The 18716-nt window shown below is 41.8% G+C and carries 10 protein-coding genes and 1 tRNA gene; 5 read left to right on the top strand and 6 right to left on the bottom strand.

What is annotated here, in order from left to right; genetic code table 11:
* Positions 1–44 precede the first annotated feature (44 nt).
* Positions 45–2552 (bottom strand): Ig-like domain-containing protein, encoded by a 2508-nt coding sequence (locus tag CD03_RS0128620; protein WP_027296540.1) that lies wholly within the window; start codon positions 2550–2552, stop codon positions 45–47.
* Between the two features lie 341 nt (positions 2553–2893).
* On the opposite strand from CD03_RS0128620, the gene CD03_RS0128615 reads away from it, so the two are divergent.
* Entirely contained in the window at positions 2894–3175 is a 282-nt protein-coding gene (locus CD03_RS0128615) for a GNAT family N-acetyltransferase (RefSeq protein ID WP_027296539.1), read from the top strand.
* Between the two features lie 45 nt (positions 3176–3220).
* Here the strand turns inward: CD03_RS0128615 and CD03_RS0128610 are convergent, their stop codons facing one another.
* Together CD03_RS0128610 and CD03_RS0128600 are read right to left on the bottom strand one after the other, a co-directional pair.
* On the bottom strand, positions 3221–5191 hold the full coding sequence (locus CD03_RS0128610) for a putative bifunctional diguanylate cyclase/phosphodiesterase (protein ID WP_027296538.1): 1971 nt from the start codon (positions 5189–5191) through the stop codon (positions 3221–3223).
* 138 nt (positions 5192–5329) lie between these two features.
* Positions 5330–6868 carry an ABC-F family ATP-binding cassette domain-containing protein gene (locus CD03_RS0128600; RefSeq protein ID WP_027296537.1) on the bottom strand — a complete coding sequence of 513 codons (1539 nt, stop codon included), beginning with the start codon at positions 6866–6868 and terminating at the stop codon, positions 5330–5332.
* A gap of 561 nt (positions 6869–7429) precedes the next feature.
* Here CD03_RS0128600 and CD03_RS0128595 point away from each other — a divergent pair.
* The 3 genes from CD03_RS0128595 to CD03_RS0128585 all read left to right on the top strand — a co-directional run bounded on the left by CD03_RS0128595 (position 7430) and on the right by CD03_RS0128585 (position 10327).
* Positions 7430–7509 (top strand) — tRNA-Leu (locus tag CD03_RS0128595).
* Between the two features lie 695 nt (positions 7510–8204).
* Positions 8205–9296: a glycerol dehydrogenase gene (locus CD03_RS0128590; protein WP_027296536.1), complete on the top strand. Its 1092-nt coding sequence runs from the start codon at positions 8205–8207 to the stop codon at positions 9294–9296.
* A 167-nt stretch (positions 9297–9463) separates the two neighbouring features.
* A complete protein-coding gene (locus CD03_RS0128585; RefSeq protein ID WP_027296535.1) occupies positions 9464–10327 on the top strand; it encodes a DMT family transporter in 864 nt (287 codons plus the stop codon).
* Positions 10328–10462: 135 nt separating this feature from the next.
* On the opposite strand, the gene CD03_RS0128580 is transcribed toward CD03_RS0128585, so the two are convergent.
* Positions 10463–11539: a GntR family transcriptional regulator gene (locus CD03_RS0128580; protein ID WP_027296534.1), complete on the bottom strand. Its 1077-nt coding sequence runs from the start codon at positions 11537–11539 to the stop codon at positions 10463–10465.
* Positions 11540–11788: 249 nt separating this feature from the next.
* Between CD03_RS0128580 and CD03_RS0128575 the strand changes: the two genes are divergently transcribed.
* Complete coding sequence (locus CD03_RS0128575; RefSeq protein WP_027296533.1) at positions 11789–12622, top strand: deoxyribonuclease IV; 834 nt, start codon at positions 11789–11791, stop codon at positions 12620–12622.
* Positions 12623–12742: 120 nt separating this feature from the next.
* On the opposite strand, the gene CD03_RS38135 is transcribed toward CD03_RS0128575, so the two are convergent.
* Together CD03_RS38135 and CD03_RS35155 are read right to left on the bottom strand one after the other, a co-directional pair.
* Entirely contained in the window at positions 12743–14311 is a 1569-nt protein-coding gene (locus CD03_RS38135; RefSeq protein ID WP_052378028.1) for an FIVAR domain-containing protein, read from the bottom strand.
* A complete protein-coding gene (locus CD03_RS35155; protein WP_052378027.1) occupies positions 14265–18314 on the bottom strand; it encodes a glycoside hydrolase domain-containing protein in 4050 nt (1349 codons plus the stop codon). Before CD03_RS35155 ends, CD03_RS38135 begins: the two co-directional genes overlap by 47 nt.
* Positions 18315–18716 lie beyond the last annotated feature (402 nt).

Here is an 18716-nt window from a genome sequence, read left to right as displayed (position 1 = left end):
CACATCTACTTTCTCTGTAAAATGATTCTCAGCAGAGCACTCGTTTATTTTACAGTGATTTTTATTACTTTTTTAACACCGTTACATTTTACGGTAATATTTGCCGAACCCCGTCGAAGCCCGGTTACTACACCTTTCCTGTTTACCGCAGCCACTTTGGGCTTTGAGGATTTATAAGTGATTGTTCCTTTCGGAATGGCATTTACTTTTATCGCATATGTTTTATTTTTCTTTACCTGTGCAGAAGTATTCCGCAGGTTAAGGATTGGGTCTTTTACGATTACTTTGCAGGTTTTCTTCACTTTATTTGCTGTCGCCGTAATATATGCAGTACCTTTTCGAACTGCCGTAACCTTACCCTTTTTGTCAACTTTTGCTATCCGCTTATCACTGCTGCTCCAGTTTATTTTATTACTGGCCCCCCGGATATCCGCTTTTAGAATTACAGTCTTTTTCCCAGAGGTGTAAAGCACCGTAGAGGTTCTGTTCAGGCTGACTTTCGGCTTCTTTACCGTTACTTCGCAAACTGCACTTCGCTTTCCTACTTTTGCCTTTATTTCAGCTTTCCCAACTCCCACTGCAGTAATGACACCATTTTTTACAGTAGCTACCTTTTTTTGATTACTGCTCCATGTAATCTTCCTGGAATCTGTTGTATCCGATGGATAAAAAGTTACTTTTAACTTGCTGGTCATCTTGGGTGTAAGCGTTAGTTTTGCTTTTGTCAAAACAATATGATTCAGCGGGGATTTTACTGTAATCCTGCATTGTGCGGTTAGATTCCCCACCCTGGCAGTAATTACCGTACTTCCAGCACGCAGCCCCATCACTTTTCCATTTTTATCCACAGAAGCAATTTTACTGTTTTTACTTGTCCAGGTTACTTTTTTATCAACCGTAGTATCTTCCGGAGAATAAGACACACGAAGCGTAGATGTTCCATTTTTATTTAAGGTCAGATTTGCTTTATTTAAGAAAATTTCCTCAAGCAGTGTGGTACGCGGATTAGGATTCGGAACAGCTGCATTAGCGGTAAATGCTTTGATCCGTACGCTGTAACCTTCATTATCCCCATCATACCATACATTTCCGTTCTTATTACCCACAAAGCTCTGCCCGGCTTCCGTATGGTTTGTTATATGCATATCACTGTATCTCGTATCCGACTTATCAATGTTCAAAAGTACATTTGTGCCGCTCCGATTGGTAAATGTGATAACTACGGAGAATTTTTCTCCTTTATCCAAATGCACTTTTTCTTTCAGTGGAATGGTATAATATCCGGAATAAGACACATTTCCACTTTGCTCACTGGCATAAACCGGCACGCCGCTTGCAGGATTTGTTTTATCCCTGACATTTCGATAGATCTGTATCTTATAAGATAGATTGGGTGTCTCACTCATAAAAGAGACCGCTTCCAGTATCTCTCCGTTTGCTTTCGCTGAAGCCGTTTGATAGATATTTCCGGCGCTGTATCCATTTTGTATCCTTACATAACCATCGTATATGGTACCGTCATACTGGTAAATATAATCGTAATTATCCGCTGCTTCTCCTTCCATTACAAATGCATAAGAGTCGCTTCTGTTCAAATAGTTATCTTCATAAGAAATCCAGAAATATCCCTTGTCTCCCCAGGCACTGCCATAACTGTTTTTTGCCAGCCAGGCTCCGTTATTCTTTGGCTTACAACCCTCCGGAAAATTTTCCCTGCTGTACGTATCATCCCAGCCTACCAGAGTAACGGCATGATTCATGTCATCATATCCCTGATAGTTATAGGCTGCTGTACTGCGGTTAAAAAACTGCGGCTGGTATACCAGTGAAATATATGATGCACCATAATTTAAGATCCATTGCTTTACGGTTGTCCGATCCTTTGTACCAACCCATCTGGCATTTTGCAGATGCACTTTATCCTGATAGGCAATGGCATTATTTAAAGGACGGATGGATGCCGTATTTTTCGGATAAACAGATACCGATTCGTCCGCAGCTCCTGTCCAGCTGCTCATAGCCATCACTGCCCACTGGGCATTCCCGCCAAAATCCAGATACCCCTTGTCCACATTCTGCCTGAGGTAAATCTGAACCTGATCTCCTGCCGTATTCCCAAATAAATCTGCAGCCCTGTAGTATGTAAAATAACCCAGGTGCTGTTCAGATAAATCCAGTCCGGACGCACTCCATCCATCTTTAATTAAAGAAGCTTCCAGCGTTCCCTGAAATGCAAATGCCCAACAGGCTCCCCAGGGATTCTGATCCTTTACCGAAGTAATATATCCGTTATTTCTGGAATCATAAGCTGATGGAAGCGCCATCCTTGCTCTGGGTGCCGCACCCCTCTCACTCTCCGGAATATTGTAGGGCGTCAATTCTTTTAAATCAGGCTCCAACTCCTTTTGAGCCTCGATTTCATCCTCTGTGAGCGGACGTCCCTTTATATAATCCAATCCCTTGTCTACTTCCCGGGATGCATATACCGTAACCGGAAGCTGAAATAACAAAATCAGCATTCCCAAATAAATAATCCATTTCTTTTTTAACATCTCTATCTCCACTATGTTGCTTTTCCATGTATTCTATGCTAAACTTCTGTACATAATATCTATGCCTTTGATTCATAACAATTGATCTTATTAGTGTGTTATAAAATGTTTCTGCAAGCTGTGTGCCACACATTCCATTCGATTCGCTCCAATTCAGATACTCCGCTGTGATCGGCAGGATATCTGACCCTGGCGGCAGTTTCCAGCTGAATCCCCAAGCGCATCCGTTTGGTTCGTTATCCGCAGAAAAGTGACCTGAATTTGCTGCAAATATGCCGTGCAGTGATACGCAGTTTGCAGAAATGATTTTCATAGACGCACTGGAAAGGAGTGTAATCACCATGAACTTTACGTTTCAGAAAAATCAGATTGCCTTACACAATACTACCAGCCAAAAGATGCTGGCAGAAGTTACTTTTCCGGATATAGACGAAAATACCGTTGAGGTAAACCATACCTTCGTAGATGAATCCCTGCAGGGACAGGGAATTGCCGGTCAGCTCATGCTGGCTCTGGCTGAACACCTCCGCTGTGAAAACAAAAAAGCGGTTCTCACCTGCTCCTACGCCCAGCACTGGTTTTCCAAACACCCGGAATATAACAGCCTTATAAAAGAAGAATAGCATCTTATTAAAATCTGTTCTTTCATCATGTATCATTACACGGATTTATACAAGAACCGTTTCTTTCTCTAAAAACTGTTCAAATTCTTCAGGCGGCAGAGGAGTGGAAAAAAAATATCCCTGAATATAATCACAGTCCAGGCGCTTCAATATCTCATATTGATTCCTGCCTTCCACTCCCTCTGCCACAATTTGAAACTGAAGTCCCTTTGCAATCTCAATTACATTTTTCACGATCAAAAGATAAACTTCGGATTCTGCGATCTTATCCACAAAACTTTTGTCTAATTTAATACTTTCTACCGGAAGTGTTCCGATATAACTCAGGCTGGAATATCCCGTTCCAAAATCATCTATGGCAAAAGATACCCCAAACTCGATTAACCTCCGCATAATATTTATGATATAATCAAATGAATTGATAATAATGCTTTCGGTAACCTCCAGTTGGATCAGCGCCGGATCTATATGATACTTTTGAACTACCTGTGTAACGTCATCATAAAAAGTGCTTTTTGAAAATTGTACCGTAGATACATTTACGTTAATCTGTACAGGGTCCAGCCCCATTTTCTCCCTTTCGGCAATCATTCTGCAGGCCTCTTCCAAAACAAAGACCCCAAGCTGATTAATCAATCCGCTCTGTTCTGCAATGGGAATAAATTCTGATGGTGATATCCAGCCTAATTTTTTATCCTTCACCCGTAAAAGTGCTTCGCACTTGGTATATGTACCGGATTCAATCTCATAAATAGGCTGATAATAAACTTCAAAAGATTGTTCTGCTGCCTTTTCGCGAATAATGCCTGCTATCTGGTTTTTTCTCTCCATCTGTATTTGTTCCGTTTTTCTAAAATACAGCACTTCACTGGATTCTGTGTTCTTTGCCTTTGACAGCATGTATTCCGCATTATGTATCACCATTTCAGGATTCGGAGCATATTGTGGGAAATCAATTAAAACTACATCTATGAAAAGCCGAAAATTCTGTCCGTTTTTATGTGACTCATCCTGAATCGCCTTGACAATCTTCTCCCGGATCAGGTTACACTGTTCCTCACAAGATGCCAGAAATGCAAATTTAGCTCCACCCACGCGATATACACGATGCTTTGGATATATCTCTACACATCTCTCCACAATCAATTTCAGTAATGCATCTCCCTGCTGCCTTCCAAAAACAAGATTGTAATTATTAAAATTCTTCATATTTAAGATACATACACAGCCATTTTTTCCATCTTGGAACAGCATAGACAGATCTTCCATAAAAGACGCCCTATTCTTAATCCCGAGCTGCATATCTTTAAATAAGGTGTCTTTCAACTGATTTTCATAAGCAATACGCTTGGATATATCGTAGCCGGTAAAAATCGCAACCGGTTTTGAGTCTGATCCTAATACTCTTACACTGTCTATGCTTAGATATTTATTTAACTTTTCATTATATATCTCCATTTTCCTGCTGGGATTATCCTCATTCAGATGGGGAATCGGGCAATGACTGCAGGGTTTCTGATTATTCCACAGTGCCTGATAACAAAGATCCTTCTCCTGAATATCCGGCAGCATGTTGCGCAGTTCCTGATTAACAAAACTGATCCTGTAATCTTCCATACCCACCGTATAAGCAGCTGCATGAATACCATCCAGAACAGTCTTCGTCATGCGGATAGACTCTTTTACACTGGTAATATCAACACCAATACATACAAAGCAAAACCCCAGTTTTTCATCCTGATATGCACTATAATCCAACTGCAGCCATTGCTGCAGGCTTTCAATCCACATAACAGATCTGACATTATTTTCCCCCTGCCCGCTTCCCATCGGACAATCCTTACAGACCTCATCACTGCAAAAAAACAGTTTATGGCAGGTGATGTCTTTTTGTAATTCAGGAAACTTCTCCCGCATAACTTTATTCGTATATAAAAACTGATGCGTATCATAACGTATCGCATAGACAAATGCATCCATATTATCTATGATACGGTCAGTATTCCACTGATCCATGTATGCCTTCTCCTTTAAGTATCTGCTTTTATAATAGCTTTTTAATCTGTTATTTAATCTGCTTATTAATCTGCTTTTTTAATCTGCCAGAAGCATAAATAATTATAACATACTTGCCTGCGAATAGGACATACTTTTTCATAAAATCTCTTTTTCTATATCCAGTACTTTATCTGCCCAGTCTCTGTAAAATTTTTCCTCATGGGAAACTAATATGACGCTCCCCTCGAATTTTATCAAAGCATTTTTCAGAGCTTCTTTCGCATCCTGATCCAGATGGTTGGTCGGCTCATCCATGATAAGGAAATTACATGGGGATAAAAGAAGCCTGCAAAGCTTCACTTTAGACTGCTCTCCACCGCTTAAAGTTTTAATTCCCCTTAGCACATGCTCTTCTTTTACTCCACACCGCGCCAGGGCCTTACGCGCCTCCTTATTTTTCATTGACGGATAGCAGTCCGATATAATCTGCAGTGGAGTTCTATTTGGATCTTCCCAACGCAGATCCTGCTCATAATATCCAATCTTTACCTGCTCTAAAAACCGGAAACTGCCTGCTAATTTAGGTATTTTCCCGATCAAAGTCTTTAACAGAGTAGATTTTCCTATACCATTAAATCCTGTGACCACGATCTTCTGGCCACCGTTAACAACAAAGCTAATTTTAGACAGCAGTGGATAATAGTATCCGATTTCCAGATTGGTAACTGAAAGTGCCTTTCCCGGCGATATTTCCGTCTCCTGAAACTGTATTACAGGCTTTGTGGTAAAGTTTGGCGGTGCGATCCGCTCCAGACGGTCTAATTGTTTCTGCCGTCCCCTTGCCATTTTTGCATTCACTCCTGCTTTATTTTTTCGTATATATTCTTCTGTTTTTTCAATTTTCCGCTGCTGGGCATGATACTGCCGGATGTAATCTTCCCTGAGATGCACTTTCTGATCCAGGAACTTCAGGTAACTTCCACTGTACTTACGCACTGTTCCAAACTCGATATCCAAAATCCCCGTGGTGATCTTCTCCAGAAATTCAAAATCATGAGATACCACAACAAATGCCCCCTCAAAACAGTTCAGGAATTCAGACAGCCAATCCACATGCTCTTTATCCAGAAAATTAGTAGGTTCATCAAGCAGCAAAACTTCTGGCTTAGATAATAATAATTTTGCAAGAATTACCTTTGCCCGCTGTCCCCCACTCAATTTTTCTAACGGCTGCTCCATCCCAACCGCATCCAGCCCAAGTCCCGTAGCAACTTTGCCAATCTTACTTCCAATCTCATAGAATTCTTCTGTAATCAATTGCTCCTGATACCTGCCTGCCCGTATCAACAGCTCTTCATTTGCCTCTTCGGCCCCCTCCTGATACAGTTTTTCCATTTTTTCTTCCATGGCATAGAGATCTGCAAACGCCGTCTGCAGATATTTCATAATGGTCATTTCCTGTTTAATTACTGCATACTGGTCAAGATGACCAAGCTGAATACCTGACTGCCACTTTACTTCCCCATGGTCAGGTACCACATCACCAAGCAATATTTTGATCAGGGTACTTTTTCCGGCTCCATTCTGACCGACAACTCCAATGTGTTCCCCTTTAAATAAATGAAACTCCGCATTCTGGTACAATGCTTTTTCTGCAAAACTGTGTGTTAATTCTGTAACGTCTAATAAACTCATATCATTTCCTCTTTTCTATTTCATAATCATAAATACAAAAAAACAGAGAGACTGCACCTGTAAGGTACGGACCCTCTGTTTTGTCAACAAACTATTTTTCTGCAAAACAAAAGGCCATGGACAAAGCAACTTGTCCATGGCCATATCTATCATTCATCTCATACGCCGGCAAATAAGTACACAAACCAAGCATAGCCAGCTGCTACACCTTGAATACTTTATCTGCCGATGAAGAACAGGGCCTAAACCCTCTGATTAACCTCTGCACAATGCTTCACCGAATCAATTTCCAGTTGTACAGAGTTAAGTTTCTCGACTAACTTCACGAATTTGTTACATATCGTAATCATAATGAATTCCTTTCACAGATCATGCCCCTTTGGAAAGACGGCTTCTGTTTGTTCTACAGTATATATACCATATGAATTTGGGAGTGTCAATGAGTATTTAAAATTATTCCGATTTTATGAAAAAAATATCTTGACGAATCCTGTCAGATCAGGTTATAATACCAAAGGTTGTTAAGTAATATATTCATAAGCAATATGATCTTAATGATATGCGGATATGGCGGAATTGGCAGACGCGCCAGATTTAGGTTCTGGTGGGAGACCGTGCAGGTTCAAGTCCTGTTATCCGCAGGCTACACATCTTTTTCAAAGCTTGAGAAAGATAAACCATAACTTGGTTTTGATTTTTAAAATAACCCCGGAGTAATTTTCCGGGGTTATTTTAAATTCATATACCCCGTTACACTTTAGATCCCTTCTGTCCATCCGGTGAATCCATTATCCTGTAATCTGTCAAATAAAAAATTTGACAAATTTACCAAATCATAATATACTAAAAGTGTATTATCAACTATGATAATATATTTGACTCATAGCCCAGATCCCACGTCTGGGCTATACCCGACTATATTCAGTATCAAAAGGCATTTTTTACTTCCAAAGATCATGTTTGCAATGCCTGCTCTTTTAATAATCTTATAAAATCACTGCCTCGAATCAGCTATCTGGCATACTTCCAAAAATTGTTAAAATTTTTTTTAAATTTGAATTGCATTATTTGCCAAAATGTGCTAAAGTAACTATTGTATTAGCGAACAGCTAATATATTTCATAACTCACACTTCGCAGCCCCCACACGCTGCGAAGTACTCCCTAATAGCCGGTATTGTTTGCCAGAGCTATTTTTTTTATGCCTTTTTTAGAAAATTTGTATATTGACATTTATTTCACAAAGGACTATATTGAACATGAAATTAATACAGGCGTTTCCCATCGTCGCAGAGACACCTGCAATAAACACGCGACGGAGAAAAGAGGCAGAAATGATGTTAAAATTGATGAGAGCACCAGCAAAATATGTTCAGGGACAGGACGCACTGTCACAGGTATATGAAGAAACTAAGGATCTGGGAAAATCCTTTTTATTTATTTGCAGCAGAAGCGGCCACAGGAACTGCTATGAGAAGATTGAGAAAAGTTTTTCCGGAAAAGATGCAAAAATATTATTTGAAATCTTCGGGGGCGTCAGCTCTATTGGGGAAATTGAAAAAATGCAAAGTATCGTGAAAGACCAGAGAATCGATTGTGTTGTAGGTGTCGGCGGCGGTTCCGCTATCGATACTGCGAAAGCAACTGCATACTACGAAGGTCTTCCTGTTGTGATTATCCCTACCGTAGCAGCAACCGATGCTCCCTGTACAGGACTTTCTGTTATTTATAATAATGACGGTACTTTTGCAAAATATATATTCTATCCTAAAAATCCAGATGCAGTTCTTGTTGATACCGATGTAATTGCACATGCTCCTGTAAATTTCCTGATTGCCGGAATGGGCGATGCTCTTGGAACTTTCTTTGAGGCAAGAGCCTGTGAGAAAGCTAAAGCACCAAGCCTGGAGAACGGCGGCATCACCAAATCTGCAATGGCTCTTTGTAAACTGTGCTACGAAACCCTTTTAGAAGATGGTTATAAAGCACTGCGTGCCTGCGAAAATGGTGTTGTAACCCCTGCTGTAGAATCTATAATTGAAGCAACTACTTATCTGAGCGGTGTCGGGGCAGATAATGGCGGGCTTGCAGTATCTCATTCTGTATATAATGGTTTTACAGCACTGGAAGAATGTGAAAAAACAATGCACGGTTCTATTGTGGCATTTGGAACCATTGCACAGTTAATATTAGAAAACGCACCGATGGATGAATTAGATGAAGTCATCGACTTCTGTGTAAGCGTTGGACTCCCTGTTACACTGAATGAAATCGGAGTAACCGATATGAATCGCGTTCATATCGCTGCTGAAAAAGCCTGCGCTGACGGTGAAAGCATTCACAATATGATCGGTGATGTGACTCCTGCCCAGCTGTACGATGCATTAATTGCAGCCGATGTATTGGGGAAAGAATATCTGGGAGAATAACATACTGCCAAAGGCCAGACAGCTGTCTGGCTTTTGATCTTTTATACTGCAAATTTCTATATCTTACACTTTATCTTTCCATTCTTATCATTCTATGCTAAAATACCTTATACTTTTATACAGTGTCTTTTTACAGTGTCAAACTACAGACAGGAGCATTTCGTCATATGCAGGCAAAATTTAAAATCATCCTATCCATGGCTGTTTTTGGAACGCTGGGTATTTTTATTAAAAATATACCCCTGTCTTCCGGAGAAATAGCCCTTTTCCGTGCTGTCATCGCCGCAATTTCCATTTTACTATATAAATTTGTAAAAAACGAAAAGATCCCCTTTGACGAAATAAAAAAGGATCTTCTTCTTCTGTTCCTCTCCGGAACCGCAATGGGATTTAACTGGATCTTTCTGTTCCAGTCATATCGCTATACCTCCGTATCCATTGCTACTTTGAGTTATTATTTCGCCCCGGTAATCGTTATGGCTGTCTGCCCCATATTATTTCGTGAAAAACTAAATTTGAAGCAGATCATATGTTTTGTGATGTCAAGCCTCGGTCTGGTGCTTGTTATTGATCCCGGGAAAATTTTACCCGGCAGCAATAGTTTTATTGGCATCTGCTTTGGATTAAGCGCCGCAGTGCTCTATGCCACTGTGATTATTTTAAATAAACTCATTAAAAATGTAACCGGAATTGATCGCACACTGATCCAGTTTTTTGCAGCGATTATCATTCTTTTTCCTTATGTTGGCCTTACAGACGGAATACATTTGTCTGCAGCCGGAACCTATGGAATAATTAATTTGCTGGTTGTGGGCATAGTCCATACGGGAATTACTTACTGCCTCTATTTTTCATCTCTTAAAGACTTAAAAGGACAGGAAGCAGCAATTTTAAGCTATACCGATCCGTTGGTAGCAATTATTGTGTCCGTATCATTTCTGGGTGAAACCATTAGTCTGACGCAGATACTGGGCGGCATACTTATTTTAGGTTTTACTTTACTGAACGAGATTAAATCCCATGATACGTAAATACCCACGAACATAGAAACTGGATTGAAAAACCTCCCGGTACCACTTATAAGGACTTATCCCACTATCCGGATATCCTTCCGGGGGGATGGTTTTTCCTTAAACCAGAAACTGCACCAGGCTCACCTCCATTTATCAGGTACTCTTTCCCGGCTTCAAAACAGCTGAAAAACAATAATCTTCCCGATATCCGGGTTCTTCTATCATTTTCAATACAACCTCTGCCGATTTCCTTCCAAAAGATTCCTTCGGATGAATTATGGTGGTGATCTGCTTTCCCATTCCGGCATATTCCGTGTCTTCAAATCCTGTCACTGCAATGTCTTCAGGAACCCGAATTCCTCTTTCCTCCAGAAAACGAATCAGATAAAAAGCAACCCGGTCATCATTGCAGACAATTGCCGTACAATTCCTTACTTTTTCCCAAATTCTTTCTCCATGGGGCTGTGTAAATAGTTCATTTTCCGTTTCATTTGTATACCATATTACCTGCTCATTTTTTACCGGCAGTTTTAAATTCATCGAAGCTCTCATATATCCTTCATAGCGTTTCATTCCGGTCTGCTCATCCATCTTGCAGATTGCCCCAATATTCCGGTGCCCCTTATCAAACAGATGTTTTACCAGAAGCTCCCCGCCGCCTCTGTCATCCACTGTCACTGCTGATGCTGGAAACTGCGTATGCAAAGTCTGGGTAAATACTACCGGTATATTTGCTGTCAGCCTTTCATACAATCCATCATTAATCATAGGAAGTGCTGATTTTACAGGCTCCATGATGATACCCTGAACTCCTCCGTCAAGAACAGATCGCAGAAATTCTTCTTCTAAAGCTACCTGCTGGGATGTAAGAAATAATTGAATCCCATATCCTCTTGGGCATAACTCATCGTGAATCCCCTTTATTACGGCTGGAAACAAATAATCCTCAACTCTGTTCAAAATAACTCCAATGCATCTGCGTTTCTTTTCCTGATTTCGAAAAGGCGGAATCTGAACCTTTCTGCTCACATAAGTCCCGCTGCCCTGTACCTTATACAATAACCCCTCATTTTCCAGCACTTTAATTGCCTGTCGGGCTGTCTGACGGCTTACCGAGAACTTAACACATAATTCTTCTTCCCCCGGTATTTTTACTCCACCGGGAAATTTTCCGGAATAAATTTCATTCTTAAGCCAGTCCGCCACCTGGGAATATTTAAAATTTGCCATAGAAGATCTCCTTGTAACATTTGTACCTCCATTATACTAGGACAAATTCAGGTTTTCAACATTACAATACGTCATTTCTATTTTAATTAATAAGTAAAATATTTTTTAATTCTTTTATGTTTTTAATTCTTTTATGTTTGTATCTATCTATTCGTTCTGTTTATTATCCCTTTATATCCAAATCCGAATAATCTATTTTAGAAAGAATATAATAAATAAAAACAAAATATTTACTCAGAAAGGGAATTTATGCTAAATATCGGCTCTCACCTATCCTCTGCAAAGGGATTTTTAAACCTTGGTAAAGATGCCTTAAAAATTGATGCGAACACATTTCAGTTCTTTCTTCGAAATCCCAGGGGGACACGGGCAAAAGCCTTGAATCAGGAAGATATTGATTCCCTCCGGAATTTCATGATGGAACATCACTTTGGTCCGATCGTTGCCCATGCACCCTATACCTTAAATGCATGTTCCTCCAATGCGCATACCAGGGAACTGGCACAAGAAATGTTTCATGACGACCTTGCCATCATGAAACATCTTCCCGGCAATTATTATAACTTTCATCCCGGCAGCCATCTGGGTCAGGACAAGGATACAGTAATTTCCTTCATTTCTTCCATGCTAAATAAGGAACTAAAGCCGGGTCAGCCTACCATGGTTCTTCTGGAAACCATGGCCGGTAAAGGAACGGAGATCGGCAGGACATTTCAGGAACTGCGCGAAATTATTGATCAGGTTGATCTGCAGGAACATATCGGAATCTGTTTTGATGCCTGCCACCTTTCCGATTCCGGCTATGATATTGTTCATAATCTGGACGGCATCCTGGATGAGTTTGACCGGATCATCGGACTTGGATACCTTCATGCTTTCCATATAAATGACAGTCAGAATCCTCCGGGAAGCCACAAAGACCGACATGCGTTAATCGGAAATGGCTACATTGGATTGGAAACAATCGTACAAATCATAAATCATCCCCTGCTGCGGCATCTTACGTTTATTTTGGAAACGCCTGCCGATCTGGATGGACACGCCGGGGAGATCCGGCTGCTGCGTTCCTTGTTTCAGGATTAATAACATATTTTATTTTTAATATAGATGCCGGCATCCATCCAGATCATCTGAAGATATACAGATGGATGAAATAAATAGGAAAGTGCCCCGAGGTATGCCGGCATCTGCGGATTATCTTATTTATCTTATTACTTTCCTATATTTTACCAAAGAATACGGACCATATATTTTCTTTTTCCCTACTGTTCGGTAGGCACGTACCTTGTAATAATACGTTTTCTTTTTTGTAAGTCTGCTATCCTTATAGGTTAATGTCTTTCCTTTCTTTATCGTGGCAATGCTATGGTAAGTTCCCTTTTTACTTACAGCCCGCCTGATTTCATATCCGCTTGCTCCGCTCACTTTTTTCCACCGGAGCTTCAGATGCTTTCCGGAGAGATTTGTAACCGAAGACAAGATCACTTTTCCGGGTACCGGTTTTTTTGACTTCACTTTTGAATAACCGCTAAGCACCGTCCTGCTTTTTTCTGTGGCATAAGCACGCACCTTATAATAATATTTCTTGCCGGTCGTCAGCTTTTCATTCACATACGTGGTTTTGCTTCTGCCTTTTACCGCGGCAATCTTTTTGTAAGTTCCATTCTTTTTGGTTGAACGGTAAATCCGATAGCCGTCCGCCCCCGTAACCTTAGACCAGGTAATTTTTACTTTATTGTAACTTTTAGCTTCTATTTTCGTAATCACCGGTGATGCAAGATTCGCCGGCTGAGGCGTTGGCTCCGGTGTCGGCTGCGGCATCGGCTCTGGTTTTGGTTCTGGTGTTGGGTCTGGTGTTGGCTCTGGTGTTGGCTCCGGTACCGGGTCCGGTTTCTTCACCAAATCCGCCTTCGCTTTTATAAGTGCTTCCCTGGCTGCATCTACCGCTTCCTGTGAAATCTTCTGATCCTCTTCTGCTTTCCGTGCCTCATGTAATGCATTTTGAAATGTACTCCAGCTTTCCTCCGTATAGTCTCCCTGTTCTGTAACCTTCTCTGCATCTGCTATGGTTTGCCGAAGTGCTGTTTTATCAGTGATTCCGGCTATTTTATCGATATCACTGAGTTTAAACTTGGCCTGTCTGATATAACAGAGATCTGTTGTCACCCCTCCCTGCCAGCTCTCTGAAAAATCTTTATCCCAATGGCCGTAAGAATTCATGATAAAAGTACCGTCCGGCTGTACGATAATCCCTGCATATCCCGTATCTCCCGACTTTGCATTGTTTGCCCAGTCTTCATCAATTAAAATTCGGTATTGTCCTTCATTTTGTTCCATTAAGTCTTCGTATGTGCCGACCCAGGCTGCCCAGTCACCGGCTTTCCAGTCATTGCCGCCGTCAAATTGCTGGTTGCCGTTGAGATCGTAAATAATTTCCCTAAATGTAATCAGAAGCCGGTTGCTCACCGGATCATAAACAGCCTTGTGCCGTTCACCTGCCAGTGATCCCGGCAGATCCATCGGCCTGCTCCAGGTTTCCCCCTCATCGTCAGAATAGATCAGGGTTGCAGGATTATTATGAGACTGGCTTCTGGCGAGACCTGCAATCCGTTTCCCATCGGGAGATCGGAACATACCGATTTCACACATCTGATACGTACTTTCGATGGAACGGTAATCACTTAGATACGGTTCAGGCTCGCTCCACTGTTCCTTTCCGTTTTCATCAAATGTGAGATAGTTTATACTCTGTCCAGGTCTCTCCTCCGTCATCCGAATACGACGTATTCCATCCAGTAGCATTACCTTCCAGATCCTGGCCCCAGCCCGGACAAGCTGTAATCAGCATTAATCTCTGGGTTCCGTCTTTCAGGTGAAGCTTGTACATGGTAGGCGTTTCCTGTGACCCTTTGAAGGATTCCGGTGTCTCTTTTTCTACCCAGGTATCTCCGGCATCATAGCTGATTTTCAAAACCAGAGGTCCTTTTCCGTGTCCAACCGGATAGGAGGTAACCAATGTTTGATTGTCATCCAGCATGACCATATCCGGCTGGCCTAAATACTGACGGGGTCCGCCCGGATCTTTGTCAATATCAGACAGATACTTTTCATCCAGCTCATATACCGGAAGCTGATTTGTAATGTTTAATTTTTTTGAAACAATAACTGTTACCGTATCACGATATCCCGCCGCCTGATTTTCCACGGCAATCGTTACATTCCCCTTTTTATGTGCCGTTACCAGCCCGTTTTCATCTACTGATGCCGTCTCCGGATCACTGGAAGTGTACACAATCGCCTTATCCTCCTGATCACTAATGAGATTTGTCTGTATGGCAAAATGTTCACCCACATTCAGCTCCTTATAGGTCTCCTGAATGTTCAGGCCTTTTATCTGCATGATTGCAGCGATTTCTTCTGCTGACAGCACTCTGTTAAAAATTTTCAGCTCATCAATTTTACCGGTAAATCCACTACCGCCGATGATATCCGCCGGACATGGAAAATCATGGTTTACGGTCCATCCATTTGTCTGTATCAGAGTACCGTTTATATACATGGATAGCCCGTTCACCTTATCCTGTGTCCATGTCACATGCACCCAGGTATCTGCTGGAAATACATAATTAAAGGTCAGTACGTCCCCACTTCCCGTTCCCACATGTACTCCTGCTTTCTCTCTGTTGTCCGCCAGTCGTACGTCAAAAGAATAATTTCTGTCGTTACTCATCAATACGGAACTGCGCACAGGATCTTTCGTGCTGTTGTTCACCCAGTACCCTACCGTCCAGGTATCCGAAAGACCGGAATCGCCCTGTAAACGGACCGACTTTTCTGCCTCTGTAACAGTCAGCGCTTTTTCCGATCTGCCCGGAGAAAGTACCGCCCCCTGGTTGATGCCGTCTCTGGTCCCCCATTCATCCTTCACCACATTGTTGTCCATATGGTCAAAGGAATAGTATGCTGTCTTCGCACTCTCTTCAATAGTGATTCCTGTCACTGTTACGGAAATTTCTGTACTTTTAGAAGTATCCAGCACAGACGCCGCCGTAATGACAGCCTTTCCCATCTGCCTTGCAGTTAAAACCCCCTGTTCGGATACGGATACCACCGCTTCATCTGAGGAAGACCAATTTAATTTTTTATTGATCACATTGGATGGCAGGATCAATCCATGAAGCTGCAGTGTCCTGCCAATGGATAATTCCACACTGCCGCCTTCCTCAATCGTAACAGCTTCCACCTGATCCGTCCCCGCTTCTTTCAAAGCGAGATACTTGCCGGTAAGTTCCGCTACACCTTCTTTGAAAGTATCCATTTCCTCTGACAAAATTGCTATTTTTTCCGGGCTTAGATAAGTTTTCCCGCTGCCCGCCGTGGTGCTGACTGCATTATACAAAGCATCGATATCTTCCTTCAGGGACGGAATCTCCTGCTCCATATATTTTAACTTGTTTACATCCCGCACGCCTTCTGCCATCTTCTCCAGGCGGACGGAACTTTTCCCGACTGGTTCTGCGGCATCTTTATGATCCGGATAGAAAAGGAAGCAGTCTCCCGGTTCAAAAGCGTTGTGGGTGACATCCGTAAGAGGGTCGGCAACCCATGCATCATATGCCCAGCGCAAAAATCCTGCCGTTCCCATTTTCCCCGCATTAATCATTGACCAGTAGCTCTCTGCCGGAGCGCTCAGTGCATAATTTCCGGGCATATGTTCCGTACACGAATACAGTGTTGTCCGAAATCCTTTTGCTTCTCTTTCCTTTAAAAGCTCTGCAAATTCAGCAGCGTTAGCCTGTGCCGCACTGTCGCCAACATTTAAATCCGTGACACGCAGTGCCAGTTCTTTTTTGTCCGCAAAGTGATCCATAGCCCCGGCTGTCTTTAATGATTCACCATGAATGTTTTTCACGGATGCAATCAAATCAAATGCTTCTTTGCTAAACCCTCGCTCATCAATGCCGATATAGGATTCGTCAAACCATCCTTTTTCCATCAGATGTTCCGTCAGTTTTTGCAGAAAATCCCCCCAAACCTGCACATATCGGGTACTCCCAGGAGTAAAAGCTTCATAGGTTAATGTTCCGTTTTCCCAGTAAGTAAATGAATTATGCCAGGGTGCAATACTGTAAAGCACAATTTTATCCCCAATTCCAAGTCCTTTATTAAATGCGATCCACTTGTCAAAATCGGTATAATCATATTGAAAGCTCCCGTCAGAGTTCCTGCTCCATTTGATCATAGAAGGATAATGCACGTCATTAGCACTGTATGTCTGACCGTCCCACGCCTCTTCTACTATAGAAGCCGTGATTGCATGTCCTCCGATTTCCTTATACTTTCCCATAGCAGGTTCCAGGATTTTCAAATGTTCCGGTGAAAAAGGCTCCACTCCATAATATTCAGCACTGGTGTAAGGATACTGCCATAATTCAATATCAAATCCATCCTTAAATTCTTCTGCATCCGGAAGCTGTACATCCTGGACTTCTATTTCATACTGAAATACCAGCGGATTTTCAACCCCATCTGCCGTAACAGACAGCAATCCTGTATAGTTTCCTGCGGCTTGCCCTTTGGGAATATTAAATTCCACCCATACAGGCTGTACGCTATTAAATGGTATATCAACCGGCCCGGTCTGATACAGGATATCCGAAGCCTCACTCCGGTTGGATTCCGTAGCTTCCGGCACAGGCCGGTCTTTACTGCCATAACCCAGATATGCACCGTTATAGGCTAATGTGGATTTCACAAAGACTGCCCTTATCTGGTCTGCCGGAATAATGTCATCTCCATTAGACAGATCACCGGGGGTAACTGCCACGTTTTTCAGACTGCTGCCATTGGTTAGCAAAGCCAGCTCACTGACAGCCTTATCATTTTTCCATGCCGTGAGTTTCCCCGACATTACATGTCTGTCCAGTATTTCTTCGTAACGGTTCTGGGTATACTGGGTATTGGTGTCCACAATTGTTCCCTCCAGCCGTCGTACCCCGGCAGCCACTGTCACGGATATTTCTTTTGAAATACCGGCTTCTTCACTGGTCATGCGGATCATTGTACTTCCTTCTGACCGGGCGGTTATGACCCCGTCTTTCGAAACCTCCGCCACCTGGCTATCCATACTATCGTATACAAAATCGGTAACTTTCGCATATTCCGGTATGACGGTATAACCAATCTGCCTTGTCTCATCTTCTGTCATTTGAAACTCTGTATCGGTTAATTCAATATCCTCTGGCACATAAGGGGCATGGGTAATCTGAGCATATGCCGCCTGATTTACGATCCTGTTCCCTGTCGCTTCATTCAGCGTTACCGCCTTCAGTACATGCCTGCCTTCCAGCAAATCACTTACAGCATATACGGATTGTGCCTCTGTACGTGTCTCATGATATAAATCTGCCGCCACTACATTTTCATCATCAACAGAAAACTGAACCTTTCCATGAATGGGACTCTTGTTCGAGAATATCTCAACCTTATTTCCCACAAATGGAATTTCATAATAGCATTCCTGTGCCCGTTCATCGGAGGCACCCAGATCAATATAGGCTTCGTCCTCAGAAACCGTCCATTCTTTTCCCTTATAAGAAGTAAAAGAAAACTTATTCCAGAAACCCTCCGTCATTTTTGGCTTCACAGTTAATATCTCCACCTCCATGGCAGCATCTGTGGATTCCTGTGCAAAAACCGGTAATACATCAGAAGTAATTACCATCGAAAATACAAGCAGCATACAAAAAAATCTTTTCCATGAAAATCTCATCATAATTCAACTACCTCTCCTTTAAATACGCTCAAATACAGGAGTTTATCTGAAAAAAGCCCGCCTGCCAGAGATGTCTGTATCAAATATTTTCATTTCCACTCCTACTGATTTGATTTACAGTTGTCAATTCTCAAAAATATTCCTTATCTTTTGTTTTCGCAATCCTATAATGCATGATGTAAAACGCTTTTCCCTCTTCACCCCCTCTTTTCAGCACATTCATTCATTATTAAGCTTTAATCTTTCAGCTTATAGCGATATGCTTACTATTATATATAAAAGATATTATTTTTTCAATTATATTAATTAAAAAATATTTTTTCTTTTATTTTTTAACATGAAAAAACTCATTGCAATTTTTACTTTGCAATGAGCCTCTGTTTCATTTGAATTCAAAATACT

Origin of the sequence: Robinsoniella sp. KNHs210, from assembly GCF_000686105.1 — a bacterium.
In the GTDB taxonomy this organism is placed as follows: domain Bacteria; phylum Bacillota; class Clostridia; order Lachnospirales; family Lachnospiraceae; genus Robinsoniella; species Robinsoniella peoriensis.
The sequence above is the reverse complement of the archived record's forward strand: the minus strand, read 5'-3'. Positions and strand labels throughout refer to the sequence as shown.

Bases quoted from the DNA above. Each gene is read 5' to 3' on its own strand.
- CD03_RS0128620 (WP_027296540.1), bottom strand. From the start codon at position 2,552: ATGTTAAAAAAGAAATGGATTATTTATTTGGGAATGCTGATTTTGTTA.
- CD03_RS0128615 (WP_027296539.1), top strand. From the start codon at position 2,894: ATGAACTTTACGTTTCAGAAAAATCAGATTGCCTTACACAATACTACC.
- CD03_RS0128610 (WP_027296538.1), bottom strand. From the start codon at position 5,191: ATGGATCAGTGGAATACTGACCGTATCATAGATAATATGGATGCATTT.
- CD03_RS0128600 (WP_027296537.1), bottom strand. From the start codon at position 6,868: ATGAGTTTATTAGACGTTACAGAATTAACACACAGTTTTGCAGAAAAA.
- CD03_RS0128590 (WP_027296536.1), top strand. From the start codon at position 8,205: ATGTTAAAATTGATGAGAGCACCAGCAAAATATGTTCAGGGACAGGAC.
- CD03_RS0128585 (WP_027296535.1), top strand. From the start codon at position 9,464: ATGCAGGCAAAATTTAAAATCATCCTATCCATGGCTGTTTTTGGAACG.
- CD03_RS0128580 (WP_027296534.1), bottom strand. From the start codon at position 11,539: ATGGCAAATTTTAAATATTCCCAGGTGGCGGACTGGCTTAAGAATGAA.
- CD03_RS0128575 (WP_027296533.1), top strand. From the start codon at position 11,789: ATGCTAAATATCGGCTCTCACCTATCCTCTGCAAAGGGATTTTTAAAC.
- CD03_RS38135 (WP_052378028.1), bottom strand. From the start codon at position 14,311: ATGACGGAGGAGAGACCTGGACAGAGTATAAACTATCTCACATTTGAT.
- CD03_RS35155 (WP_052378027.1), bottom strand. From the start codon at position 18,314: ATGATGAGATTTTCATGGAAAAGATTTTTTTGTATGCTGCTTGTATTT.